Below are 25,321 nucleotides of genomic sequence, written 5' to 3' on the forward strand. Positions count from 1 at the left end.
GGGACATCCCGATTCGTCGGCGGGTTCGCAACCAGTGCCGCGGCCAGGAAGAATCGGGGTGCGTGCCGCCATGGCGGTGCGGTGGGTGAGACGCTGCACGGGGGCCGCGTACACAGGTGGTGACGCGGCTCGTACGGGGAGGTGGCAGGCAAGTGGATCAGCTGACGCAGCACGATCCGCGGCGGATCGGGCCGTTCGAGGTGCTGGGACGGCTGGGCGCCGGCGGCATGGGGCTCGTCTATCTCGCGCGCTCGGCGTCCGGCCGGCGCGTGGCGATCAAGACCGTCCGCACCGAGCTGGCCGAGGACCAGCTCTTCCGGGTCCGCTTCACGCGCGAGGTCGAGGCCGCGCGGGCGGTCTCCGGCTTCTACACGGCCGCGGTCGTGGACGCCGACCCGCGCGCCGCCGTCCCCTGGCTCGCCACCGCCTACGTCCCCGCCCCCTCCCTCGAGGAGATAGTGACCGAGTGCGGGCCGCTGCCGGCGCAGGCGGTGCGCTGGCTGGCGGCCGGGATCGCCGAGGCGCTCCAGTCCATCCACGGCGCCGGGCTGGTCCACCGCGATCTGAAGCCGTCCAACGTCCTCGTGGTGGAGGACGGGCCGCGGGTGATCGACTTCGGCATCGCCTCCGGCGTCTCGAACACCCGTTTGACGATGACGAACGTCGCCGTCGGCACCCCCGCCTACATGTCGCCCGAGCAGGCCAAGGACTCCCGCAGCGTCACCGGCGCCAGCGACGTCTTCTCGCTCGGCTCCACCCTCGTCTTCGCCGCCACCGGACACGCCCCCTTCCACGGCGCCAACCCGGTCGAGACCGTCTTCATGCTCCTGCGTGAGGGGCCGGACCTCGAAGGGCTCCCGGACGAGCTGCGCCCGCTGATCGAGTCCTGCATGCAGATGGACGCCACCGCCCGCCCCACCCCCGCCGACCTCCAGGCCCAGCTCGCCCCCCACCTCTTCGGCTCCGGCTCCGACGACAGCGGCACGGCCTCCGCCTGGCTGCCCGAACCGGCGGTCGGCCTGATCGAGTCCCGTCGCGGCGGCCGCCCCACCCCGCCGCCCACCTCGCCCGGCCCGCGGGGCGGGGGCCGCCCGCACGTGCCGCCGCCGCCCTCGCACGACCCGGTCGTCCCCGCCCCGCACCACCCGCCCGTCCCGGTGGGCGCGCCCGACCCCGGGCCGGTGCAGCTGGCCGGCGCCCGGGTGCCGATCGGGCCGGGGCCGCGCGTCGCCGACGCCCGCGCCGCCGCCGTGAAGGCGCCCCCGCCGGAGGCGGGCCTCGCCGCCTCCTGGTCCAAGCCCCGCCCCGGCGCCGACCCGGTCGCCTCCGCCGTCGCGCCCATGCCCGGCGTGCCGGCCGCGCCCGCCGTGCCGCCGGAGACCGCGCCCGGCTGGCGCCCCTGGCGCTTCCGCATGTCCAACGACGTCTGGGGCACCCCCGCCGTCGCCGGCGACCTCGTCTACGTCACCTCCTTCGAGGTGCACGCCCTGGACGTGGCCACCGGCCGCCGCCGTTTCAAGACCCGTGACGTGGCCTGGTCGATGGCGGTCGCCGACGGCCGCGTCCACGCCTCCGACGGCCCCACCCTGTTCGCGCTGGACGCCCGCGAGGGCGCCGATCTGTGGCGGTTGCCGACCGACGCCTGGGTGTACACGCTCAAGGCCGACCGGGGCACCGTCGTCACCGGCACCCGCGGCGGCGGCGTCCAGGGCTGGGAAGCGGCCGGCGGGCAGAAGCTGTGGGAGATCACCGGCTGCCAGAGCGACTTCGAGACCCCCGAGGCCGGCCCCGTCCTCCACGACGGCACGGTCTACGTCTGGCAGGACGCCCGGCTGCGCGCCCTGGAGGCCCGCACCGGCGAGGAGCGCTGGTCGTACCCCATCGGCGACGCGGCCTCCTGCGGCGGCGTCCCGGTCCGCGTCACCCCCGCCCCCGACGGTTACGTCTACGTCTGCGCCGGCACCCGCGTCGTCGCCCTCGACGTGGCCGGCGGGCATGTGCGCTGGCACTTCGAGGCGCCCGCGGTGTTCCTGTGCCCTCCGGCCTTCGCCCCCGGCCCCGCGGTCACCGGTGGCGGCGTCTACCTCGCCGACTACCTCGGCACGGTCTACGCCCTCGACGCCACCGACGGCCGCGACCGCTGGCGCATCGCCACCGAGGCGCGGTCCGCGATCGACCCGGTGCTGGTGGCGGCCGGCCATGTGCACGTCGGCAGCGGCAAGGGCCTGTACACGCTGGACGCGGTGACCGGGACGCCCAAGTGGCGCTTCCAGTCCGGCGGCGAGATCGTCGGCTCCCCGGCGGTGGCCGAGGGCCGCATCCACTTCGGCTCCACGGACCACCTGCTGTACACGCTGAAGGCCGACGACGGCCGGCTGCGCTGGAAGCTCGCCACCGGCGGTGAGATCACCGGCTCCCCGGTGGTGCGCGACGGCGTCGTCTACGCGTGCAGCAAGGACCGCTGCGTGTACGCGCTGGACGCGGAGAAGGGCACGGGCACGGCCCGCACCACGTAGGAAGGCGCCGCCGGCTGGTGACGGCCGTCGCACGGGATGCACGGAAGGGCTGGACTCGGACGACGGCCGTCGTCGCGGGTGAGCGGCCGCACCGCTTCACCGTGCGCACTCATCAAACTACGTTGAGTGCGCGACCTCCGCCACCCGACTGCCGGGCAGTCGATAGGGTGACCGCCATGCGTATACGGGGAGCGCGGAAAGCACGCGGAACTCGGGGCCGGGGACGCGGTCTCCGGCTGGCGGCGGTGCTGGCGGCGACGGTGCTGGCGCTGACCGGCTTCTCCCGGGGCCACGGCCACGGTCACGGCGGGAGCGGCGGAGGCTGCTCCAGCTCGCACCAGGACCACGACAGCACGTCGTCGTCCTCGTCGGGCGGCGGCAGTGCGTACGACGACACCGACGACACCTACGGCAGCGCCGACGACGAGGACGGCTACGGCACGAGCGGCGGTTCCAGCGACGGCTCCTCCAACCGCCGCCCCGCGCACCGCTCCACGCCCTCGGCCTCCGGCACGCCGGGCGGCGGCGACCTGGCCGCCGGCAAGGTGAGGCTGGTGAGCTGCGCGACGCAGAAGGCGCCGTACGCCACCGTCGAGGTCAGCAACCCCAACGGCGCCGGCGCGAGGTTCACCGCCTTCGTGGAATTCCAGGACGCCGAGGACGAGTCGGTCGCCTACAGGTCGGCCGAGGTCACCGTCCCGGCCGGCGGCACGGCACAGGTCCGCGTCCCGCTGGACGACGGCGCCGTCAAGGACGACGGCCTGATCCACGAGGTGGACCACTGCGCCCCGGACCCGACAGCCCCGCCGCTCGGCGACTGACGGCGCGCCACACGCGTACGCGCCCGCGGGAAGCGGGCGCGTAGCTGATCGGGGTCCGGACACGCCTCGGCCGCGGCGGCTCCCCCTCGGCGCCGCCGCGGCCGGTCCCCCCCCGGTCGGTCCCCCCCGGGGGCGGTCCCCCGCCCGGTGGAAGTCCTAGCTGGGCTCGGACGTCACGTGCGTGTTGTCCGGCTTGGTCTCGCCGCTGTCGTCGACGTCGGTGACGTGGGTGTTCAGCGGCTTGATCGGGCTGCTGGTCACGTGCGTGTTCAGCGGCTGGATGTCCTCGCCCGCCGGAGCGTCGGTGACGTGGGTGTTGTCCGGCTTGACGATTGGGTCGTTCTGGGTGTCGCTCATGGTGCTGTCTCCCCTTGGCGGATCCATTCGGAACTGTGAGGGCCCACCCGGTCACTCCCCCGAGGGTGCCCGGGTGGGCCGCTCGGGCCGCCCACCCTAGTCCGCGGTGCGATGGCCCTCACCGGCGGTCCGTCCGCCCCCCGACGCGACGGATCGACACGTCGAGCATGACGTGAGGCGATAAACGAATGATGAACGCCCGGCGGGCCGGCCGCCCCTCAGGCCGCCGTCACCGGAGTGAGGAGCCCGCTGACCTCCGCGGCCTCCGGGGAGCCCAACTTCTCGTAGATGACCAGGGCTTCACGCCAGCACACCTGTGCCCGGCCGGAATGGCCGATACCGTCGAGGGCCTTGCCCAGCACGGTCAGCACATGACCGCGGCGCCACTCGCCGCCGATGCCGCGCAGCACGGTGAGGGCCAGTTCGGCGTTGGTCGCGGCCGGGGCCGGCCGGCGGGCCGCGATGTCGACCTCGGCGAGCCGGCAGAGCGTCATGCCCTCCCACAGCCGCTGCCGGCTGGCTTGGAAGATCCGCAGCGCCTCGGTGAGTTGCTCGGCGGCGGCGTCGTGGTCCCCGGTCTTGCCGAGCGCCATGCCCAGCGCGTAACGCCCGTTCGCCACCCGCAGGGTGTGGCCGAGGGTCTGGTAGATGTCGGTGCCCTGACGGGCGAGGGCGACGGCGGTGTCCGCCCGCCCGGTGGCGAGGTGCAGGCGCGAGAGATTGCACAGGGGGCTGGCCGAGCCCGCGACGTCGCCGCAGTCGCGGAACTTCTCGATGGCCTGGCTGAAGTACGTCTCGGCGTCCGTGTGGCGGTTCTGGTAGAAGGCGATGCTGCCGAGGATGTTCGCCGCCCAGCAGGAGGGCAGCGGGTCGTCGGCCGCCTCGGCGAGCTGGAACGCCTCCTGCGCCTCGCGGCGGGCCGGTTCGAACGCCCCCGAGAACAGGCGGGCGTTGCTGAGGACGACCGAGGCACGGCCCTCGGTGCGCACGTCGCCGGCCGCGTGCGCCGCCTCGCGCAGCGCCGTGGCGACCGCCTCGTACTCCTTGGCGTGGGCGCCGGACTCCGCCAGGTCCACGGACGCCCACAGGAGGTCGACCGCCCGCCGCAGCGTGGCGTGCCGCGCCGCCTGGCGGGCGCAGGCGAGCAGCGGCACGGCCTCCGAGTACAGCCAGTCCCAGGCGGCCTGCCGGTCCGCGAACGCCAGACCCGGCGTCCGCGTCGGCTGGAGGTGGTCCACCAGCCGGTCGCCCGGCCGCTCGATCGCGTACACCCCGGCCGCCGTCGCCAGATAGAAGTCCAGCAGCCGCGACACCGCCGCGTCACGTTCGCTCGGCGGATGTTCGTCGCGTTCGGCGCAGGCGCGCGCGTAGAGGCGGACCAGGTCGTGGAAGCGGTAGCGGCCGGGGGCGGCGGACTCCAGCAGTGAGGTGTCGACCAGGGACTCCAGCAGGTCCTCGGTGTCCTCCACCGGGAGGTCCAGTACGGCGGCGGCCGCGGCCAGGGAGATGTCGGGGCCGTCGGCCAGGCCGAGCAGGCGGAAGGCGCGGGCCTGGGCCGGTTCCAGCTGGCCGTAGCCGAGTTCGAAGGTGGCCTTGACCGCGAGGTCGCCCGCCTGCAGCTCGTCCAGCCGCCGCCGCTCGTCGGCGAGCTTCGCAGCCAGCACCGACACCGTCCAGGTGCGGCGGGAGGCGAGCCGGGAGGCGGCGATGCGGATGGCCAGCGGGAGGAAGCCGCAGGCGGCCACCACGTCGAGGGCGGCCTCGCGCTCCGAGGAGACCCGCTCCTCGCCCACGATCTTGGTGAAGAGGGACAGCGCCTCCTCCGGGCTCATCACGTCCAGGTCCACCAGGTGCGCCCCGGCGAGGTCCACCATCCGCACCCGGGAGGTGACCAGGGCCGCGCAGCCCTCCGTGCCCGGCAGCAGCGGCCTGACCTGCGCGGCGTCCCGGGCGTTGTCCAGCAGCACGAGCACCCGGCGGCCGTCCAGCACCGACCGGTACAGCGCCGCGCGTTCCTCCAGGGAGTCCGGGATCGCCGAGTCGGCGGTGCCGAGGGCGCGCAGGAAGGAGCCGAGGACGGTCTCCGGTTCGGCGGCGCGGGAGCCGGCGCCCTGGAGGTCGACGTAGAGCTGGCCGTCGGGGAAGGCCGATCGCGCCTGGTGGGCGACGTGCACGGCGAGCGTGGTCTTGCCGACGCCGCCGATACCGGCCAGCGCGGAGACCGCCATCACCCGGCCGTCCGCCGACGCCAGCACCTCGCTCAGCTCGACGACGAACGCGGCACGGCCGGTGAAGTCGGGGACCGTCGCCGGGAGTTGCGCGGGGCGCACCGGAGCGGCCGTCGGTTCGGGCGGCGGGGCGGAGGGTTCGGCGAGGGCCGGGTCGGCCTGGAGGATGCGCTGCTGGAGGTCGCGCAGCTCCGGCCGCGGGTCCACGCCGAGTTCGTCGGCGAGCAGCCGGTGGGTGTCGGCGTAGACCGCGAGGGCCTCGGCCTGGCGGCCGCTGCGGTAGAGGGCGAGCATCAGCAGTTCGCGCAGCCGCTCGCGCAGCGGGTGCGCGGCGGTCAGCGCGGTGAGTTCGGAGACGGCCTCCGCGTGGCAGCCCTGTTCGAGGTCCAGGTCGAGCCGGGCCTCGAGGAGTTGGAGCCGCCACTCCTCCAGGCGGGCGCGCTGCGCCTCGGCGTACGGGCCGGGCAGCCCGGCCAGCGGTTCGCCGTCCCACAGGGCGAGCGCGCCGCGCAGCGCCTCCCGGGTGCGGCCGAGGTCGCCGGCGGCGCGGGCCTTGTCGGCCGCCGCCGCGAGTGCCTGCGCCGCGGCCAGGTCGAGGGCGTCCTCGCCGAGGCCGCGTACGGCGTAGCCGCCGGACTCGCTGACCAGGATGTCCGGGTCGAGGGCCTTGCGCAGCCGGGAGGCGTAGGTGCGGACCGCGGCCAGCGCCTGGTGCGGCGGCTCTTCGCCCCACAGGGCGTCGATCAGCTCGGACGCGGTCGCGGTGCGGCCCTCGCGCAGCAACAGGGCGGCCAGCAGGGCGCGTTGCTGCGGTGAGCCGGTGGGCAGCGGTTCCTCGCCGCGCCAGGCGCGCACCGGGCCGAGGACGCCGAAGCGCAGTGGCGCCGGTGCTCCGGGCCCCCGCCGCTCAGGCATTCGCGGTACACCGTCCATCGCTGCCCCCTGGCCACCTGCCGAACAAACCACCATCGAGAGGCCAGTTTGCCTTGCTGGCACCGGATGCGTCAGCTCCGCGAGACGGCGATCACCGATCTCTTGCGAGGATGCACCGGCGTTCACGCCGGGGAGGAATCGCATCCCACGCCGACGACGCGGAGCGTCGCCGCACCGGCTTCCCAGGGGGCGGAGCGCCCCGACCGCCGACCCGGCGGAGCCGGGCAAACGCGAACACACTCACCACTGTTCACGGTTGGGGTGGATGTGGTGGAAGAAGTGTGCAGGTGTCCCCGACTCGTACGTACGGTCAGCGCAGGTCGGCCGTTCGGGGCCGGCTGACCGGGATCGGAGCACGGGGCAGGGGGGTGTGGCGGGGGTGCGGGAGGCCGGGAAGGCGGTGGGGCGTGCCCGGTACACGTACCGGCTGCGGGTGTCCGCCACCGCCCGTGCGGGGCTGGAGGCGGCATGGGGCCGGTGCCGGTGGCCGTGGAACGAGTGCCAGCCGCGGCGGGAGTGGAGCAGGGTGACCGTCAGCTGACCGGACCGAAAACCACGCTCGGGGCCCTTCCCCTCCCTCCGCGCCGTCGCCGTCCCCCGTGTCCCGTCCGCGTGTTAGCCTCCCGGTCCGCACGGGACGAGGCACGGGGGACGGACGACGGATGGGCTCTGGGGGCGCGGGCGGCGACCACACCCGCCGTGACCCGGGCACGGCCGTGGAGCGACGGTCGCCCGGCACCGGCGTGAGCGGCTTTCGGGGCAGGGCCGCCGTCGCCACGGGGGCGGCGCTGCTCGCCCTCGCCACGGGCTGCGCGTCCGGCGACGACGGGCCGACCGACCACCCGGTGGCCGACCACGCGATCAGCGCCCGCGTCGGCGAGCGCTTCACGCTCACCTTCGACGACAACGCCTCCACCCGCGAGCACTGGTCCGTGGCCGACCCCCGGCCCGATGCCTCGGTGGTCGTCAGCCGCGGCGACCGCTACGTCTCGGTCGGCGAGGCACAGCCCGGCGCGAGCGGCCACCGCGTCTTCACCTTCGAGGCCGTCGCCAAGGGCAGCACGCGGATCGTGATGCTGCACTGCACGTACGACACCTGCGGCCGCCCGACCGCCCCGCCGGCGACGCCCGCCACGACGGCCCCGGGCACTCCCGCTTCGGCGCCCGGCGGCGCCGCACCCACGGCGCCCGAGCCCGGACGCGTCACCTACAGCGTCACCGTCGAGTGACCCGGGCGTCCGTGTCCCGCCGGCCGAGCGCCGCGGCCACCGGCCCGGTGCCCGGAACGCGCCCGCGCTACCGGCGGCCGTCCGCCCGCCCGGCCCGCTCCCGGTCGCCGGAGCGCGGCCGGTCAGGCCACTGACCTGAGGTGTGCGCCGCCCGCCAAGACGCGGGCGCCGAGCCCCGTGTCTTCCGTACGCCGCTCACACGCGCCGCCGGGACCCGCCGGGACCCGGACTTGATCACCGCGTCCGTATGCTCGAAGGATGACGACTTCCGCGACCTCCGGAACCGGACCCACCGAGAACTCCCTGCGTCGCGCGCTCAAACGTGCCCGGGACGGCGTCGCCCTCGACGTCGCCGAGGCCGCGGTGCTGCTCCAGGCCCGCGGCGCGCACCTCGACGACCTCGCCGCCTCCGCCGCGCGGGTGCGCGACGCGGGACTGGAGGCGGCCGGCCGGCCCGGTGTCATCACCTACTCCAAGAGCGTGTTCATCCCGCTGACCCGGCTGTGCCGCGACAAGTGCCACTACTGCACCTTCGTCACCGTCCCCGGCAAGCTCCGCCGCGCCGGCCACGGGATGTTCATGTCCCCCGACGAGGTCCTCGACATCGCCCGCAAGGGCGCCGAACTCGGCTGCAAGGAAGCCCTGATCACCCTCGGCGACAAGCCCGAGGACCGCTGGCCGGAGGCCCGCGAGTGGCTCGACGCGCACGGCTACGACGACACCGTCGCCTACGTCCGCGCCGTCTCGATCCGCATCCTGGAGGAGACGGGCCTGCTGCCCCACCTCAACCCGGGCGTCATGACCTGGACCGACTTCCAGCGGCTCAAGCCCGTCGCGCCCTCCATGGGCATGATGCTGGAGACCACCGCGACCCGCCTGTGGTCCGAGCCGGGCGGCCCCCACCACGGCTCCCCGGACAAGGAACCCGCCGTCCGGCTCAGGGTGCTGGAGGACGCCGGGCGTTCCTCCGTGCCGTTCACCTCGGGCATCCTCATCGGCATCGGCGAGACGTACGAGGAGCGCGCCGAGTCCCTGTTCGCGCTGCGCAAGGTCGCCCGCGCCTACCACGGCGTCCAGGAGCTGATCATCCAGAACTTCCGCGCCAAGCCGGACACGGCGATGCGCGGCATGCCGGACGCCGAACTGGACGACCTGGTCGCCACGGTCGCCGTCGCCCGGCACATCATGGGCCCCTCGGCCTGCCTCCAGGCCCCGCCCAACCTGGTGGACGGCGAGTACGAACGGCTCATCGGCGCCGGCATCGACGACTGGGGCGGCGTCTCCCCGCTCACCATCGACCACGTCAACCCCGAGCGCCCCTGGCCGCAGATCGACAACCTCGCCGAGAAGTCCCGTGCGGCCGGCTTCGAGCTGCGCGAACGCCTGTGCGTCTACCCGGAGTTCGTCAGCCGCGGCGAACCCTGGCTGGACCCGCGGCTGCTGCCGCACGTGCGCGCGCTGGCCGACCCGGCGACCGGACTCGCCCGCGAGGACGCCGTCGTGGAGGGCCGCCCGTGGCAGGAGCCGGACGAGGCGTTCACCGCTTCCGGCCGCACCGACCTGCACGCCTCGATCGACACCGAGGGCCGCACCACCGACCGGCGCGACGACTTCGACGAGGTCTACGGCGACTGGGACGCCCTGCGCGAGGCGGCCGCCCCCGGCATGGCGCCCGAGCGCATCGACACGGACGTACGGCAGGCGCTGCGCACGGCCGCCGACGATCCGACGAAGCTCACCGACGCCGAGGCCCTGGCCCTGCTGCACGCGGACGGGCCCGCGCTGGACGCCCTGTGCCGGATCGCCGACGACGTGCGCCGGGCGGCGGTGGGCGACGACGTGACGTACATCGTCACGCGGAACATCAACTTCACCAACGTCTGTTACACCGGCTGCCGGTTCTGCGCCTTCGCGCAGCGCCGCACCGACGCCGACGCCTACACCCTCTCCCTGGACCAGGTCGCCGACCGGGCGCAGCAGGCGTGGGAGGTCGGCGCGGTCGAAGTGTGCATGCAGGGCGGCATCCACCCGGACCTGCCCGGCACGGCGTACTTCGACATCGCGAAGGCCGTCAAGGAACGCGTCCCCGGCATGCACGTGCACGCCTTCTCGCCGATGGAGGTGGTCAACGGCGCGACCCGCACGGGCCTGTCGATCCGCGAGTGGCTGACGGCCGCCAAGGAGGCCGGGCTCGACACCATTCCCGGCACGGCGGCGGAGATCCTGGACGACGAGGTCCGCTGGGTGCTGACCAAGGGCAAGCTGCCCACGGCGACCTGGATCGAGGTGGTGACGACCGCGCACGAGCTGGGCATCCGCTCGTCCTCGACCATGATGTACGGCCATGTCGACCAGCCCCGGCACTGGCTCGGCCACTTCCGCACCCTGGCCCGCGTCCAGCAGGAGACGGGCGGCTTCACGGAGTTCGTCACCCTGCCGTTCGTGCACACCAACGCCCCCGTCTACCTGGCCGGCATCGCCCGCCCCGGCCCGACCGTGCGGGACAACCGGGCGGTCACCGCGATGGCCCGGCTGCTGCTGCACCCGCACATCCCCAACATCCAGACCAGCTGGGTCAAGCTCGGCACGGAGGGCGCGGCCGAGATGCTGCGCTCGGGCGCCAACGACCTCGGCGGCACGCTGATGGAGGAGACGATCTCGCGGATGGCGGGCTCCTCCTACGGGTCGTACAAGTCGGTCAAGGACCTCGTCGCGGTGGCGGCGGCGGCCGGCCGGCCGGCGAAGCCGCGCACCACGCTCTACGGCGAGGTGCCCGAGGAGCGGCAGCGCGCGGCGGCGGCCTCCGACGGCCATCTGCCCGAGCTGCTGCCGGTGCTGGAGTAGCCGGGGCGGGCCGTCCGGCCGCCGGTCGGGCACGCGGGGGCGCGGACGGCTCGCAGTAGGATGATCCGGCCCCCGGAGGAGGGGTCGAACAGCCGAGGAGATGCGTGCCCATGCCGGCCCGAATACCTTCGTGGGCCTGGGTCAGCGGCCTGACCGTGGGAGCCGTGGCGGCGGTCGCCGTGCTCGCCGTCCAGGCCGACCACGGCCCGCAGCCCACGGCGGCGACCGCCCGCCCGAGCACGTCGGCGTCGGCCGGCGCCCACCGCCCGGCCGCCTCGCCCAGGCCCAGCGCTCCGCCCGAGCCGCCGGCCGACTCGGGCACCGGCCGCCGCGTGGTCTACTCGCTCGGCCAGAAGCGGGTGTGGCTGATGGACGTGCGCGGCATGCCGGTGCGCACCTTCACCGTCTGGCCGGGCACGGTCAGCCCGGACCCGGGCGCCTACGCGATCTCCCAGCGGGTGCCGGCCACCACGGGCTCGGACGGCACGAAGATCGAGCACATCATGTACTTCGCCGGCAAGGCGGGCATCTTCATCGCCTTCAGCAACGCCGTGGACGGCGCCTCCCCGCCGCCGGTCGCCCCCGACGTCAAGACGGGCGGCGTCCGCACGGGCAAGGCCGACGGCGCGGCGCTGTGGACGTTCGCGGAGAAGGGGACCCGGGTGGTCGTCGTCGCCTAGCGGCGGCCCGCCCACTGCGCCCCCGCAGCGGCGTCCGCCGCGTCCGCCCCGTCTCGCCTGGTCCGCCGGAAATCGCCCCCTGAACACAGCCTTCCCGTTCGACTACAGTGCCGAGCGTCGTACGTACGGACGGTGGCCGTGAGGGAGGTCTGGGTGAGTACGACGTGAGTGCGACGGCCGGTGCCGTCTGGGGGCGCGCCGAGCAGCAGGATTTCCGCAGCAGGGTGCGCGGCACCCTGCTGGGGGCGGCGCTCGGCGATGCGCTCGGCGCGCCGGTGGACCGCCTCGACCTTGCCGCGATCCAGGCGGCGCACGGCCCCGAGGGCGTCGTGGACCTGCTGCCCGCCCACGGCCGGCGCGGCGCGGTCTCGCACCTCACCCAGCTCACCCTGTTCTCCGTGGACGGTCTGATCCGCGCCCAGGTGCGCCGCGACACCGGCGCCTGGCACCCGCCGACCGATCTGCACCGGGCCTATCTGCGCTGGGCGGCCACCCAGCGCGACTGGGGCCCCGACGAACGCCGCGCGGAGGACGGCTGGCTGGCCCGCGAGGAGTGGCTCTACGCCCGCCGGGACGCCACGCGGGCGCTGCTCCTCGGCTTCGGCGACGAGGTCATGGGCACCCTGGAGGCGCCCAAGAACCCCGGCGAGCCCGGGCCGGAGGCCGCCGCCCGGTCGGCGCCGTTCGGTCTGCTCGTCGGATGGGAGCCGCAGCTCGTCGTGCAGCTCGCCGTCGAGTGCGCCGCGCAGTCCCACGGCCACCCCTCCGCGTGCCTGGCGGCGGGTGCGTACGCCGTGATCGTGCACGCGCTGGCCCGCGGCGACGATCTGGACGGCGCGGTGCAGAAGGCGCTGGCGCTGCTGGCCGTACGGCCCGGGCACCAGCCGGTGTCGGACGCCCTCCAGCACGCCCTCGGCGCGGTGCGCCAGGGCATGCCGGGACCGGAGCGGGTGGCGGAGCTGGCGGGGGAGGGCACCGCGGAGGAGTCGCTGGCGGTCGCGGTGTACTGCGCGCTGGTCGGCGAGGACGTACGGCACGGGCTGTGCCTGGCGGTGAACCAGAGCGGTCCCTCGGGCGCGGCCGGCGCGCTCACCGGCGGGCTGCTCGGCGCCCTGCACGGCGAGACGGCCCTCCCGCCGGCCTGGCTGGCCGAACTGGAGGGCCGCCCCACGCTGCTGGTGCTGGCGGACGACTTCGCGATGGAGATGACCCAGGGCCCGGCGCTGCACGGCCCCACCGGCTCCTCCCCTGGCTGGCTGACCCGCTACCCGAGAGGCGGCTGAAGGCCCCGCCGCTACGGCTGGGTGCCGACCACGTCGTCGCCCGCGCCCGCCGGTGCGGGGATCGGGGCCGCCGCGGAGGCGCCGTCGCCGTCGGTGTTGACCTGCTCGATGACCGCGAGCCGTTCGGGGGTGTCCTCGGGCTTGAGCCGGCCGATGAGGACGTACAGGACCAGGGAGACCGCGAGCGGCACCGACACCTGGTACTCCAGCGGGACACCGCCGTCCACCGCGCTGTTCACCGGGTAGTTGACCAGCCAGAACGCGATCAGGCCGAGCGCCCAGCTGGTGAGCGCGGCGGTGGGGCCGGAGCGGCGGAAGGCGCGCAGCAGGCCCAGCATCATCGGGATGGCGATCGGGCCCATCAGGCCGGCCACCCACTTGATGACGACGGTGATGATGTCCTTGAACGTCGGCGAGTCGACCTGGGTGGCGACCGCCATCGACAGGCCCAGGAAGACGACCGTCGTGATCCGGGCGGCGACCAGTCCGGACCGCTGCCCCCAGGTCCGGGCCCGCCGGGACAGCGCGGGGGCCACGTCACGGGTGAAGACGGCGGCGATGGCGTTGGCGTCGGAGGAGCACATGGCCATCGTGTGCGAGAAGAAGCCGACGATCACCAGACCCAGCAGACCGTGCGGCAGCAGCTGTTCGGTCATCAGGGCGTAGGAGTCGGAGCCGTCGGGCTTCTCGGCGTGCACCAGCAGCGGCGACATCCACATCGGGAAGAACAGCACGAGGGGCCAGACGAGCCACAGCAGCGCGGACAGCCGCGCCGAGCGCTCGGCCTGCCGGGCGCTGCCGGTGGCCATGTAGCGCTGCGCCTGGTTGAGCATGCCGCCGTTGTACTCGAACAGCTTGATGAAGAGGAACGCCAGCAGGAAGACCGTGCCGTACGGGCCGACCAGCGGTTTGCCGTGGCCGTGCAGGGCGGGTTCGTCCCAGGCGCCGAGGAAGCCGATGCCCTTGTCGTTCAGTTTCAGCACCACCGCCACGAACATCGACAGCCCGGCCAGCAACTGGATGACGAACTGGCCGAGTTCGGTGAGCGCGTCGGCCCACAGACCGCCGATGGTGCAGTAGACGGCGGTGATCGCGCCGGTGATGAGAATGCCCTGGTCGAGGCTGATCCCGGTGAAGACGGACAACAGGGTCGCGATCGCGGCCCACTTGGCGCCCACGTCGACGATCTTCAGCAGCATCCCGGACCAGGCGAGCGCCTGCTGGGTGGGCAGGTTGTAGCGGCTTTTCAGGTATTCCAGGGGTGAGGCCACGTGCAGCCGGGAGCGCAGCCGGTTGACGCGCGGCGCGAACAGCCTGGAGCCGATGGCGATGCCGAGCGCGATCGGGAAGGACCAGGTGACGAAGGAGGTGACGCCGTAGGTGTAGGCGATGCCCGCGTAGCCGGTGAACATCACCGCGCTGTAGCCCGACATGTGGTGCGAGATGCCGGACAGCCACCAGGGCATCTTGCCGCCCGCGGTGAAGAAGTCGCTGACGTCGTCCACCCGTTTGTGCGAGCAGAGGCCGATCGCGACCATCACGCCGAAGTAGCCGATGAGCACGGTCCAGTCGAGACTGTTCATGTGCCCCCTTCCAGGGTCCGCCTTGTGAACTCCGCTCAGCTGGTCGGCACTTCGCCTGAGTGGGGTGAGGGCGAGGGAGGCCGCGAAGTGCCCGCTCATCGTGGGTGTGGTCGCATGAGCACGACAAGAAAGCGGAAGGTCAAGAGCGGGTAAAGATGTTCGTCTCACTGACCTTCGTTCACTCACATGAACAGTCACGAGACAGAGCAGAGCCCCCTCGGCAAGGACGGCGGGCTCGTCGAGAGGGCTCTCGGTGGTGCGTGTTCAGCTGTTGTGGTGCTGTGTCCTGCGATGGTGCGCGGCGCTGCTCGGGGCGCCGGTGGGGGAGAGGAGGGGGTCCTCCCGCTCACGCCTTCATCGAGTGGACGAAGGAGTTCCACGCGTCGGCGGGGAAGCCGAGCACCGGACCCTCGGGAACCTTGGAGTCCCGTACGGCCATGGCCGCGACGACCGGCGACTTGATCTCGACGCACGCGCCGTTGCCCGTGGAGTACGAGGACTTGGTCCACGTCTCCGTGGCGCCCTGACGAATTGCCATTTCTGCTCCGGAATGCGAGTGGAGTGGTGGAATTGCTGACACCGCACGACGCGTCGGAAACCCACAGCGCGGTACACGCCAACGTTCTTGCTCGATGGCGTGATCGACGCTACTCGCCGGGCTCGGTCCCGCAGGAAACCCGTTCACTCGTCCGAATGGCTTTTTTTAACAGGTCTTACCTGAAAGCGGGTTCGCGGTGTACCGTCCCGCCCGCTCACCGACTCGCGTGCTCCTTGGCGACCTTCGCGATGAACTGGCGCGACTGCTCGACGTTCAGCGCCTGCGCCCGCAGGTGTTCGTACATCACGCTGTACTTCTGCACGTCGTTGGCCTTCTCCAGGTACAGGTCGCTGGTGACGCCCTCGATGTAGACGACGCTGGAGTCCGCCGCGTCCGGGAACTCCAGGATCGCGTACTGCCCGTTCAGGCCCGGGTGCGCACCCATGTCGAACGGGATCACCTGCACGGTGACGTGCGGCAGCTGGGACTGCTCCACGAGGTGTTCCAACTGGTCGCGCATCACGTCGGAGTTGCCGACGGTGCGGCGCAGCGCGGCCTCGTCCAGCACCGTCCACAGCCGCAGCGGGTTCTCCGTGGCGGAGATTCGTTCCTGCCGCCGCATCCGCACCTGGACGCGCTTGTCGACGTCCGCGGGCGCCGTCTCCGGCAGCGCGCCGGCGATCAGCGCCTCCGCGTACTGCCGGGTCTGGAGCAGGCCCGGGACGACCTGAGGATCGTAGACCCGCAGGCTCGCCGCGTCCGTCTCCAGACCGATGTAGACGCTGTACGGGATGTCGCCGAAGGAGTGCCACCAGCCCTGCTGGCGCGAGTCCTTGGCCATCTGCATCAGCGAGTCGACGATCCGGTGGTCCTCCACCTCGTAGACCCCGCACAGATCGCGGACGTCGCGCTGGCTGATGCTGCGCCGTCCGTTCTCCAGCCGGCTGATCTTCGACTGCGACACCAGCAGCCGCTCCGCCACCTCCTCGGCGGTCATGCCCTTGAGCTCGCGGAGCCTGCGCAGCTCCTGGCCCAGCCGGCGCCTCCTGACGGTGGGATTGACATTGGACGCCACGGGACGTGCACCTCCGGCTGCGTGCCTCTACTTTGCGTATCTGCTGTTGAGCAGATTGCCACCAAGGTGCTTCTTACCGCTGGGAAACGCCGGATATGCGGGCGCTGCGCGCCAGTTCGCATGTTCAGTGGATCGTGTGGAACGGATGGCCCGTGCGACGGTGGGACCGCCTCGCGGACACGGCCGAGCGGGGTGGGGAGACCCTTGAGGGTCTCCCCACCCCGCTCGGCCTGCGGCTCCCGAACCGGGACTTGGGGACGTGCGGTGCGGCGGTGGCGCGCGGTGCGCGCCGGTGCGCGCCGGGTGCGGTCCGCGCGGTGGGTGGTGCCGCACGGTGCACGGTGGGCGCGGGTGGTGCTGTGCGCGTGTTCGGGTGGGCGCGTCCTGCGCCCGGGTTGCCGCCGGCGCCGCCTCAGTGGGCCACGGCGCGTGCCATGGACCCGTGGTGCGGCTGCATCGGGACCCCGCGAGCGGGTTCCGGTCCGGACCGGGCCCCGGCGGGCTGCCGGCCGGCCGTGGCCTGACCGCGGCGGGGCTGGGCCGCCGCGCCGTTCTGGACGTCCATCACGGCGTGCGCGACGAGTCCGCCCATCGGGTCGTGCCGGATCAGGTCCCGCAGCCGGGAACGGGACGAGCGGCCCTCGTTGCCCGGATACAGGTGCTTGCCCAGACCGACCGCGTGGGCCAGCGCCGCCAGCGCCGCCGTCCGCGGGTCCGGCGGTACGCCGGTACGGATCGCGGAATCCAGCCGGGCCTTGATCTCCCGGCTGATGGCCGTGTCCGTCGCCTGGTAGCGCGTCGTCGGCAGCACCCCGCACATCTGGCCGGGCACGGCGGCGACCATGCCGCACCGCTCCAGATGCGAGAGGTAGGTCTGGCGGAGCCCGAGCCGGGGTCCGCCGATCCAGTGGACGGCCCGTACCGGAGCGCCGCGCCTTCGCAGCAACTCCAACGCGCAGTCCAGTGTCGGATCTCCTGTCGGCCGTGGCACCACCACGGCGATACGATCCCCGTCTGGGGCTATCCGTCCGGCCAGCGCCAGCTCCACAAGCTGCGCTCCGGCCAGACCCAGGTCGAGCGACTGCGGCTGCGCAGTGGTACCCGTGGCCGGGTCCAGTGCGAGCAACAGAAGCTCCTCCGGAATTGTTCTGCGGCTCCTGCCCATCCATGCCTCCCCGCGTGGATGAATGACAGGGTGACCCCTCTCACATTGGTCTGTCGAGGGTGCGTGACCGGTTCGTAGTGGAACCAGTAGGTATGTCGTTCTCGTCTACCAGTCGGGTTTGGTCCGCGCACAGGACACTGGTACATGGTTCGGACAGCGGTACGACCGGGTGGTACGGCCGGTCGGGACCGGCCGGCGTCCAGATGGCGGTTCACGGTTCGGTAGCCGTACGCGGGGTGCGGCACATGAGGAGGCATCGGTGGCGGGCGAGTCCCCCGACAGGTCGAAGCAGCGCGAGTCGTCGGCAGAACCGACGTCGGGGAGCGGGGGTCCGGTTCCCGGGGCCAGGGGCGAGGCGCGCGACGCCCGCGACCCGCGCCTCGCCCTCGCGGGGGAGTCCGGGACGGGCGACACGTCCGAGGGGCGCGGTGGTGTGGACACGGCCACTCGGGTGCTTTCGGTACGGGATCTGAAGACGGCGGAGGACTCCGGGGCGTCCGGTGGTGCCTCCGCGGGCGCCGGGGACTCCGCGGGGTCCTCCGGGCGCGCGGAGGGGGCCGGTGCGGCCGGGGACGGCGAGGAGTCCGCCGAGGACGCTCGTGAGGCGGGCGCGGCGGGTGACGGCGAGTCGGGTGACGGGGAGTCCGGCGACGGTGCGCGCGCGGGTGCCGTACGTGACGACGAGCCGGAGACCGCCGGGGCGGACGAGGCGGCCGGCTCCGCCGGCGCCGCGCCCGCGGTGAAGGGGGACGACGCGGAGACCGAGGCCGCCGCCGAGGCGGAGAAGGACGGCTCCGAGCCGGAGAAGGACGGGGCCGAGGCCGACGCCGAGGACGCGACGGGCGAGGCGGAGGAGGACGGCGCGACGGCGGACGCGAAGCCCGAGGGCAAGACGTCCGGGGCCGCGGCGCCTGAGGCGAAGACGCCTGAGGCCGCGCCCGAGTCGACGCCTGAGCCCGGGACCGGGGCCGACCCGGCGTCCGAGACCGAGACCGCCGCCAAGCCCGAGTCCGCGAAGTCCGGCCCCGAGGCCGAGGCCGAGCCCGACCCGGCCTCCGAGCCCGAGCCCGAAGCGAAGGCCGAGACCGGGCCCGATCGGGCGCCCGAGCCCGAGTCCCCGGTCGATCAGCCCACCGCCATCTTCAAGGCGCCCAAGCCCCCGGTGGACCAGCCCACCACCATGCTCAAGCTCGGCGGCGCCGAGAAGGGCGGGAAGGCCGGTCCCGAAGCCGCCGGGAAGGGCGCGAAGAAGGACACCCCGGCGCACCCCGCGGCGGGCGGGACGTCCACGCCCGAGTCGGAGGCCGAGCGCACCAGCAAGTTCGTCGCGCTCAAGCCCCTCGACGACCCGGCGACCCGCCGGCCGCCGAAGGCGAAGCCGGACGCCGACGCCGCGCCGCCGAAGGACGCCCCCGGCAAGCCGTCGCCGCAGCCGAAGGCCGATCCGGCGGTCACCGCCGCGATCCCGGCCGCGGCTCCGGTCGGCCCCGAGCGCACCACCCAGCAGCCGCTGCCTCCCAAGCCCCCGCTCGACCTGCTGGCCGAGCTGACCAACACGCCGCCGCCCCCGGAGACCCCGCTGCGCACCACCATGCGCCGGGTGAAGATCTGGACGCCGCTGGTGGTGCTGCTCCTGATCGTCTTTGCGATCGCGCAGTCCCTGCGTCCGCTGCCCGAGCCGGGTCTCCAGCTCACCGCCAAGGAGAGCCACACCTTCGCCGGCGGCAAGCTGACCCTGCCCTGGCCGGACGAGGGCCAGGGCTGGATGGACGTGAACGGCGTCGGCACGATGGACCACTTCGGCGAGCAGAAGCCGGCGGCCATCGGGTCGGTCGCCAAGACGATGACGGCGTACATCATCCTCAGGGACCACCCGCTCAAGCCCGGCGAGGAGGGCCCGAAGATCAAGGTCGACGAGACGGCGGAGAAGGAGGGCGGTTACGACAAGGGCGGCGAGTCCACCCTGAACACCGTCAAGGCCGGTGACTTCCTCACCGAGAAGCAGGCGCTGTCGGCCGTCATGATCCCCTCCGCGAACAACATCGCGCGGCTGCTGGCGCGCTGGGACGCGGGCTCGGAGGCGGCGTTCGTCAAGAAGATGAACGCCACCGCCCAGGAACTCGGGATGACGAACAGCACGTACACCGACCCCTCCGGCCTCACGAAGACCACCGTCTCCACCGCCGAGGACCAGGTGAAGCTCGGCAACGCGGTCGTGCGGATCCCGGCCCTGACCGCGATCACCGGCGCGGCCAGCTGGACCGACCCCTCCGGGCACAACTGGCCGAACTACAACTCGCTGCCCTACTGGATGGGCGCGATCGGCATCAAGACCGGCACGACCACCGCGGCCGGCGGCAACCTGCTGTTCGCGGCCCGCAAGAAGGTCGGCGGGCAGACGGTGACCGTCGTCGGCGCGATCCTCGGCCAGCACAAGGGCACGTCGATCCTCGACACCGTCAACAACGTCAGCAAGACCGCGCTGCTCGGCGCCGAGAAGGCGCTGACCTCAGAGAAGATCATGAAGAAGGGCGACGTCGTCGGGTACGTGGACGACCGGCTCGGCGGCCACACCCCCGTCGTGGTCACCGAGGACGTCACCGCGGTCGGCTGGGCCGGCTCCGTGGTGAAGCTCTCCTTCACCGCCGACGCCGTGCCGCACACCGCGAAGGCGGGTGCCCAGGTCGGCACGCTCACCGTCGGCGACGGCGGCGCGGGCGGCGCGATCCGCGTCCCGGTGGCGTTGCAGAAGGACCTGGCCGAGCCCGGCTTCACGGCCAAGCTGACCCGCATCGGCTGACCCGGCCGGGCAAGGCCGCGCACCCCGTCGGGGAGCCCTCCGGACGGGCCTCCCCGGCGGGGTGCGTGCTAGCGTCGCGAGACGGGGCACGTCGCCGGTCGCGGGACGCGGCCGGAAACTCAAGGACGGGACACGGGGAGTGCCTTCAGGTGGCCACTGCGGAGCCGACACGCGCCGACGACGCCGAGCCGGGCCCGGGAGCCGGGCCGCGAATACCACCGCGGACGAGCCGTACGGAACGTGACGGCTCGAAGCCGGTGGGCGACCACACCTCAGGAGCCGTCGCCGCGCGGTCCCGGGCCGGGGCCGTCGTCATGGCGGTGCGGGAGCGGATGCTGCGGCACCCCGCCCTCTCCGTCACCGCGCTGGCCGGGATCCTGCACCTCGTCTGGTTCTTCGCGCTCGCGAACAGCGGTGGCGATCTCGCGGCGCAGGACGCGTGGGCCGAGTTCGTCGGCCGGCACCCGGACTCGGCGTACAACCTCGCCTGGTACGGCGGGATGCACGCCGTCTCCTACAGCATGGTGTCGCCGTACCTGATGTCCGTGCTCGGCGTCCGGACGACGATGATGATCGCCGGGACGCTGTCGGCGGGTCTGCTCACCCTGGTCCTGATCCGCAGCCGCGCGGTGAAGAACCCCCTGTGGGCGGCGCTCGCCGGGGTCTTCGGGCTGCTGTGCAACGCGCTGTCGGGCCGGGTGACGTTCGGCCTGGGCTCGCTGTTCGCGCTGGGCGCGGTGGCGGCCGTGTTCTGCTGGCCGTACCGCTGGCGCCACAAGCGCTGGGCGAAGGCGCTGGCCGCGGCCCCGCTGGCCGCGCTCGCCACCATGGCCTCGCCCGTCGCCGGACTCTTCGTCGGCCTGGTCGCGGTCGCGCTGTTCCTCCAGAAGCGCCGCCCGGGCGCGTGGGCGCTCGGTCTCGCGCCGGCCGCGGTGGTGGCCGTCTCGGCCCTGCTGTTCCCCTTCTCCGGCACCCAGCCCATGGGCTTCGGCTCGGCGAGCCTGCCGCTGCTCTACGCGGTCCTCGCCGCCGTCCTCGTCCCGCGGGAGTGGAAGACGGTCCGGATCACCTCGTGGGTGTACGCCCTGTCGGTCGTCGGGGTCTGGGTGGTCAGCTCGCAGATCGGCTCCAACATCACCCGCCTCGCGATGCTGTTCGCCGGGGTGGTCCTGGTGGCGGCGCTGCCCTTCGCCCTCCCGCGCTCGCGCAAGTGGTACGCGATCGTGCTGGCCCTGGCCGGCTTCGTCAGCTGGATCGGCGTCAAGTCGGTGGACGACGTCGTCCACACCGCGCCGGCCGCCTCCTGGTCGCACGAACTGGCGCCGCTGGTCCACCAGCTCCAGAAGGCCGGCGCGGAGAAGGGCCGGGTCGAGGTGGTCCCGGCCAGCTCCCACCGCGAGGCCTCCGCGCTCGCGCCGTACGTCAACCTGGCGCGCGGCTGGAACCGCCAGGCCGACATGAAGCGCAACCCGCTCTTCTACGACGACACGCTCAACTCGGCGAACTACCACGAGTGGCTCCAGCGCTGGGCCGTGCACTACGTGGTGCTGCCCAAGGGCGAGCCGGACGGCGACGGCGGCCAGCGCGAACGCGAGCTGGTGCGGCAGGGCCAGCCGTATCTGCGGCAGGTCTGGGGCGACGCCAACTGGCAGCTGTTCGAGGTGACCGACCCCAAGCCGCTCGCCGAGCCCAACGCGGTGGTGGACCGGGCCGAGCAGGTCGAGCTGACCATCGAGGTGAGCAAGCCGGGCCGCGTCCTCATCCGCATCCCGTACTCGCCCTGGCTGAGCATCGTGGACGAGCAGGGCAAGCGGCTCAAGGCGCCCGAGGAGACCGAGGCGTCCAAGCACCGCCCCGAGGGCACGCCGAAGACGTACGACAACGTCAACGGCTGTCTGTGGGAGACGCCCGAGGACGCCATGGGCGACAAGTGGACCATGCTGCTCGCGCCGCGGGCGGGGACGTACCGGCTGGCGGCGCCGTACCAGCTGCCGCGGGGGACGCCGTGCCCGGACGAGCTGAAGTGAGCGCGGCGGATCGTTTCGCGCGGGGGCGCCGGCGCCTCGGGTGAGGACCCGGGGCGCCGGCGCCCCGGCGTATGCGGCGGGGCGTGGTCGTGTCGCTGTCGCGAGGCGCGGCCGCACTGCTGCGCGGACCGTCCGCGCTGTGGGCCGCGGATCGTCCGTGCTGCGGGTCAGGCGAGCTGGGCCTCGACGGCCGCGACCAGCGCGGGGTCGTCCGGCGTGGTCTGCGGGGAGAACCGGGCGACGACCTCGCCGTCCCGTCCGACCAGGAACTTCTCGAAGTTCCAGCGGATGTCGCCGCTGTGCCCCTCGGCGTCGGCGGCGTCGGTCAGCCGGTCGTAGAGCGGGTGGCGTCCCTCGCCGTTGACGTCGACCTTCTCGGTGAGCGGGAAGGTGACGCCGTACGTCGCCGAGCAGAACTCGGCGATCTCCGCCGCGCTGCCCGGCTCCTGCCCGGCGAACTGGTTGCAGGGCACGCCGAGCACGGTGAAGCCCCGGTCGGCGAACCGCTCGTGCAGCTGTTCGAGGCCGGCGTACTGCGGGGTGAGGCCGCACTTGGACGCCACGTTCACGATGAGCACGGGGCGGCCCGCGTACTGCTTCAGGTTCGCCGGGCCGCCCTGAAGGGCGCCGATCTCCACGTCGAGGGGGGAGGTGCCGTTGCTGTCTGCAGTGGTCATGGGCCGGATGCTAGTGCCTGTGAACTGGGGCGGGGCCGTCGCCCGGGTCTTTCGTCCGGATCGGGCCGGGACCGAACGGAGGACCCCGTCGGGCCCGTGTCCCCGCGACGCGCTCGCGGGAGAGAGTCTCAGCGGCGTCCGGCGTGTCCGCCGTCCGCGCGTCCCCGGTGTCCGGTGCCGTCCGCTACGGTCGCCGTCCACTCCCGCGTGGCCGCCTCGACGAGGACCCGGCCCGCGTCCGTACGCGAGTACAGCACCGACCGCCCCGCCCGCCGCCGCTCGATCAGCCCGGCGTCCAGCAGCACCCGCAGATGCCGGCCGACGGACCCGAGCCCCTGCCCGGTCACGGCGGTCAGCTGGGTGGTGCTGAGCGGCGAGCCGAGCAGCACCAGCACCTCGGCCCGGGCGGGCCCGAGCAGCGCGCCGAGTGCGGCGGAGACGGAGGAGCGCCGGGCGCGGGCGTCGGCGAGGACGCCCGCGCACGGGTAGACGACGGCGTACCGGCTCGGCGGCTCGTCCCACGCCACCCAGCCGGTCTGCGGGGTGACCGGCACCAGGACGAGCTGCGCGCCGGCGGTCTCGCGCGGCGGGTAGGCGTGCGCGTTGACCTGGAAGCGGTTCCCGCCGAGCCAGCGGGTGCCCGGCCGCAGCGCGTCCAGGACGGCCGCCCAGCCGCCCCGGCTCACCTGCGCGGTGCGGGCGACGATATCGGCCTCCAGGACGTGCCGCCGCCGGTCCCAGGAGGGCCGTACGGTCTCGGCCCAGACGTGCTCGAGGAGCCGGGCCGCGCGTTCGGGCAGGTCGTCGCGGTCGAGCGCGGCGGGCAGCGGGCCGTTCAGGGACAGCCGCAGATGGGCGCGGGCGGCGACGGGGTCGGCGGCGCGGACGCGGGCCACCCCGTCCGCGAAGCTCTCCTCGTCGCGGGGCGTGGGGGTGAGGAAGTCGGCGATCCAGTCGCGGCCGAGTCCGGCGCGGACGAGCAGCGCGGTGACGGGGTCGCCGGCCAGCAGCCGCCGGTAGCCGGGCAGGTGGGCGCGGAGCCAGGCCTGCTCGCCGGGGTGGCGGCCGGTGCCGGCGTGCAGGAGTTTCAGGCTCGCGAAGGTCTCGGCGAGAGGGGAGACCAGGAAGCGGCTGCCCGCGAGGGTGTCGGCGTTGACCTCCCACAGCCCCATCCCGCCCCGCCTCCCTCCCCGGCCCGCTCGTCACCGCGACGTTTCGCACGCACGCGAAACAGTAACGGCGGCGACGGCGCCCGCCCGAGACTCCGGCGCATGCGCAGCTACCGAGACCTCTTCCGCACCCCGGAGTTCACTCCGCTCCTCCTGACGACCGCCGCCCAGACCGTCGCGCAGACGGCGAGCGGGCTGGCGCTCGGCACGCTGGTGTACCGGTCGACCGGTTCGCCGCTGCTGTCGGCGGTGAGCATGTTCGGCCCGTCGCTCGCCCAGGTGCTGGGGGCGACACTGCTGCTCTCGGGCGCCGACCGGCTGCCGCCGCGCGGAACGCTGGCGGGGATCCCGCTCGCCTTCGCGCTCCTCACGGCGCTCCTGGCGCTGCCCGGGCTGCCGCTCGCAACGGTCTTCGCGGTCGTCCTCGTCCAGGGCCTGGTCGCCTCGCTCGGGGGCGGCGTCCGCTGGGGCCTGCTGAACGAGATCCTCGCGAAGGACGGGACGGACGGCGGCTATCTGCTGGGGCGTTCGGTGTTCAACATGATGAGCGGGATCATGCAGATCACCGGGTACGCGACGGGCGGGGCGCTGGTGGCGGCCCTGTCGCCGCGGGTGTCGCTGCTGCTGGCGGCGGTGCTGTACGCGGTGGCCGCGGCCGGGGTCCGGTTCGCCCTGGGCGGCCGCGCGCCCCGTTCCTCCGGCCGCCCGTCGGTGGCGGCGACCTGGCGCACCAACGCCGTCCTGTGGCGCGACCGCCCGCGCCGCCTCACCTACCTCGGCCTGTGGCTGCCCAACGGCCTGGTGGTCGGCTGCGAGTCGCTGTACGTGCCGTACGCCCCCGGCGCGGCCGGGACGCTGTTCGCGTGCGCGGCGCTGGGGATGCTGGCCGGCGACGTGACGGTGGGCCGTCTGCTGCCGCCCGCGGTGCGCCGCCGCGCGGCCACACCGCTGCTGGCGCTGCTGGCCGCGCCGTACCTGCTCTTCGCCCTGCGGCCGCCGGTGGAGGTGGCGGCCTGCCTGGTGACGCTGGCCTCGGTCGGCTTCGGCGCCAGCCTGGTCCAGCAGGAACGGCTGATGAACCTGACCCCGCCCGCGCTGAGCGGCCACGCGCTGGGACTGCACTCGGCCGGGATGCTGACGACGCAGGGGGTGGGCGCGGCCCTGGCGGGCACGGCGGCGCAGCTCACCTCGCCGGCCGCGGCGATGACGGGGACGGCGGCGGCGTCGGCGGCCGTGACGCTGCTCCTGGCGGTGGCCCCGGCGGTGGCGGACCGTCGCGGGGAGCCGGCGCTGCGGTGAACACCGCCGTGCACGCGGCGGCGGGTCCCGTCACCCGTTCGGCGGCCCTCCGGTGGTGGCACGCCCTCCCGGCGGACACGGTGGCGGTGGACGCACC

At 73.8% G+C, this 25,321-nt stretch carries 17 protein-coding genes and 1 pseudogene; 10 read left to right on the top strand and 8 right to left on the bottom strand.

Features of this window, described 5'->3' with window-relative positions; translation table 11 throughout:
- The first annotated feature begins 152 nt into the window (after positions 1–152).
- Positions 153–2,516: a PQQ-binding-like beta-propeller repeat protein gene (locus tag AB0N63_RS05260; RefSeq protein ID WP_365524285.1), complete on the top strand. Its 2,364-nt coding sequence runs from the start codon at positions 153–155 to the stop codon at positions 2,514–2,516.
- 176 nt (positions 2,517–2,692) lie between these two features.
- Positions 2,693–3,337: a hypothetical protein gene (locus tag AB0N63_RS05265; protein ID WP_365524288.1), complete on the top strand. Its 645-nt coding sequence runs from the start codon at positions 2,693–2,695 to the stop codon at positions 3,335–3,337.
- A 156-nt stretch (positions 3,338–3,493) separates the two neighbouring features.
- Here AB0N63_RS05265 and AB0N63_RS05270 read toward each other — a convergent pair whose 3' ends face one another.
- On the bottom strand, positions 3,494–3,694 hold the full coding sequence (locus AB0N63_RS05270) for a hypothetical protein (RefSeq protein WP_365524290.1): 201 nt from the start codon (positions 3,692–3,694) through the stop codon (positions 3,494–3,496).
- Positions 3,695–3,912: 218 nt separating this feature from the next.
- A complete protein-coding gene (locus AB0N63_RS05275) occupies positions 3,913–6,855 on the bottom strand; it encodes a BTAD domain-containing putative transcriptional regulator (RefSeq protein WP_365524292.1) in 2,943 nt (980 codons plus the stop codon).
- A gap of 370 nt (positions 6,856–7,225) precedes the next feature.
- Between AB0N63_RS05275 and AB0N63_RS05280 the strand changes: the two are divergent.
- The 5 genes and pseudogenes from AB0N63_RS05280 to AB0N63_RS05300 form a co-directional block, all read left to right on the top strand.
- A pseudogene (locus tag AB0N63_RS05280) lies at positions 7,226–7,357 on the top strand (RNA-guided endonuclease TnpB family protein); the annotation flags it as partial.
- 160 nt (positions 7,358–7,517) lie between these two features.
- Entirely contained in the window at positions 7,518–8,084 is a 567-nt protein-coding gene (locus AB0N63_RS05285) for a protease inhibitor I42 family protein (protein WP_365524295.1), read from the top strand.
- Between the two features lie 258 nt (positions 8,085–8,342).
- The gene (locus AB0N63_RS05290) at positions 8,343–10,928 is read left to right on the top strand and encodes a bifunctional FO biosynthesis protein CofGH (protein WP_365524297.1); all 2,586 of its coding nucleotides are present in this window, start codon (positions 8,343–8,345) and stop codon (positions 10,926–10,928) included.
- 110 nt (positions 10,929–11,038) lie between these two features.
- Positions 11,039–11,608, top strand: coding sequence for a hypothetical protein (locus AB0N63_RS05295; RefSeq protein WP_365524299.1), 570 nt, complete (start codon positions 11,039–11,041; stop codon positions 11,606–11,608).
- Positions 11,609–11,772: 164 nt separating this feature from the next.
- Complete coding sequence (locus AB0N63_RS05300; protein WP_365524302.1) at positions 11,773–12,891, top strand: ADP-ribosylglycohydrolase family protein; 1,119 nt, start codon at positions 11,773–11,775, stop codon at positions 12,889–12,891.
- Positions 12,892–12,902: 11 nt separating this feature from the next.
- Here AB0N63_RS05300 and AB0N63_RS05305 read toward each other — a convergent pair whose 3' ends face one another.
- The 4 genes from AB0N63_RS05305 to AB0N63_RS05320 all read right to left on the bottom strand — a co-directional run bounded on the left by AB0N63_RS05305 (position 12,903) and on the right by AB0N63_RS05320 (position 17,252).
- Complete coding sequence (locus AB0N63_RS05305; RefSeq protein WP_365524304.1) at positions 12,903–14,474, bottom strand: sodium:solute symporter family protein; 1,572 nt, start codon at positions 14,472–14,474, stop codon at positions 12,903–12,905.
- Between the two features lie 346 nt (positions 14,475–14,820).
- Positions 14,821–15,012, bottom strand: a complete 192-nt coding sequence (locus AB0N63_RS05310; RefSeq protein ID WP_009189155.1) for a DUF397 domain-containing protein — start codon at positions 15,010–15,012, stop codon at positions 14,821–14,823.
- Between the two features lie 214 nt (positions 15,013–15,226).
- The gene (locus AB0N63_RS05315; protein WP_365524307.1) at positions 15,227–16,087 is read right to left on the bottom strand and encodes a helix-turn-helix transcriptional regulator; all 861 of its coding nucleotides are present in this window, start codon (positions 16,085–16,087) and stop codon (positions 15,227–15,229) included.
- 412 nt (positions 16,088–16,499) lie between these two features.
- Positions 16,500–17,252, bottom strand: a complete 753-nt coding sequence (locus tag AB0N63_RS05320) for a GPP34 family phosphoprotein (protein WP_365524310.1) — start codon at positions 17,250–17,252, stop codon at positions 16,500–16,502.
- A gap of 433 nt (positions 17,253–17,685) precedes the next feature.
- On the opposite strand from AB0N63_RS05320, the gene AB0N63_RS05325 reads away from it, so the two are divergent.
- Positions 17,686–20,052, top strand: a complete 2,367-nt coding sequence (locus tag AB0N63_RS05325) for a D-alanyl-D-alanine carboxypeptidase (RefSeq protein WP_365524313.1) — start codon at positions 17,686–17,688, stop codon at positions 20,050–20,052.
- Between the two features lie 149 nt (positions 20,053–20,201).
- Positions 20,202–22,079 (top strand): MFS transporter, encoded by a 1,878-nt coding sequence (locus AB0N63_RS05330; RefSeq protein WP_365524315.1) that lies wholly within the window; start codon positions 20,202–20,204, stop codon positions 22,077–22,079.
- A gap of 167 nt (positions 22,080–22,246) precedes the next feature.
- Here the strand turns inward: AB0N63_RS05330 and AB0N63_RS05335 are convergent, their stop codons facing one another.
- The gene (locus AB0N63_RS05335) at positions 22,247–22,756 is read right to left on the bottom strand and encodes a glutathione peroxidase (RefSeq protein WP_365524318.1); all 510 of its coding nucleotides are present in this window, start codon (positions 22,754–22,756) and stop codon (positions 22,247–22,249) included.
- 128 nt (positions 22,757–22,884) lie between these two features.
- A complete protein-coding gene (locus AB0N63_RS05340; protein ID WP_365524321.1) occupies positions 22,885–23,928 on the bottom strand; it encodes an ArsR family transcriptional regulator in 1,044 nt (347 codons plus the stop codon).
- 99 nt (positions 23,929–24,027) lie between these two features.
- Between AB0N63_RS05340 and AB0N63_RS05345 the strand changes: the two genes are divergently transcribed.
- The gene (locus AB0N63_RS05345) at positions 24,028–25,224 is read left to right on the top strand and encodes an MFS transporter (RefSeq protein WP_365524324.1); all 1,197 of its coding nucleotides are present in this window, start codon (positions 24,028–24,030) and stop codon (positions 25,222–25,224) included.
- Positions 25,225–25,321 lie beyond the last annotated feature (97 nt).

It is taken from the genome of Streptomyces sp. NPDC093260 (genome assembly GCF_040683715.1).
GTDB classification, from domain to species: Bacteria; Actinomycetota; Actinomycetes; order Streptomycetales; family Streptomycetaceae; genus Streptomyces; species Streptomyces sennicomposti.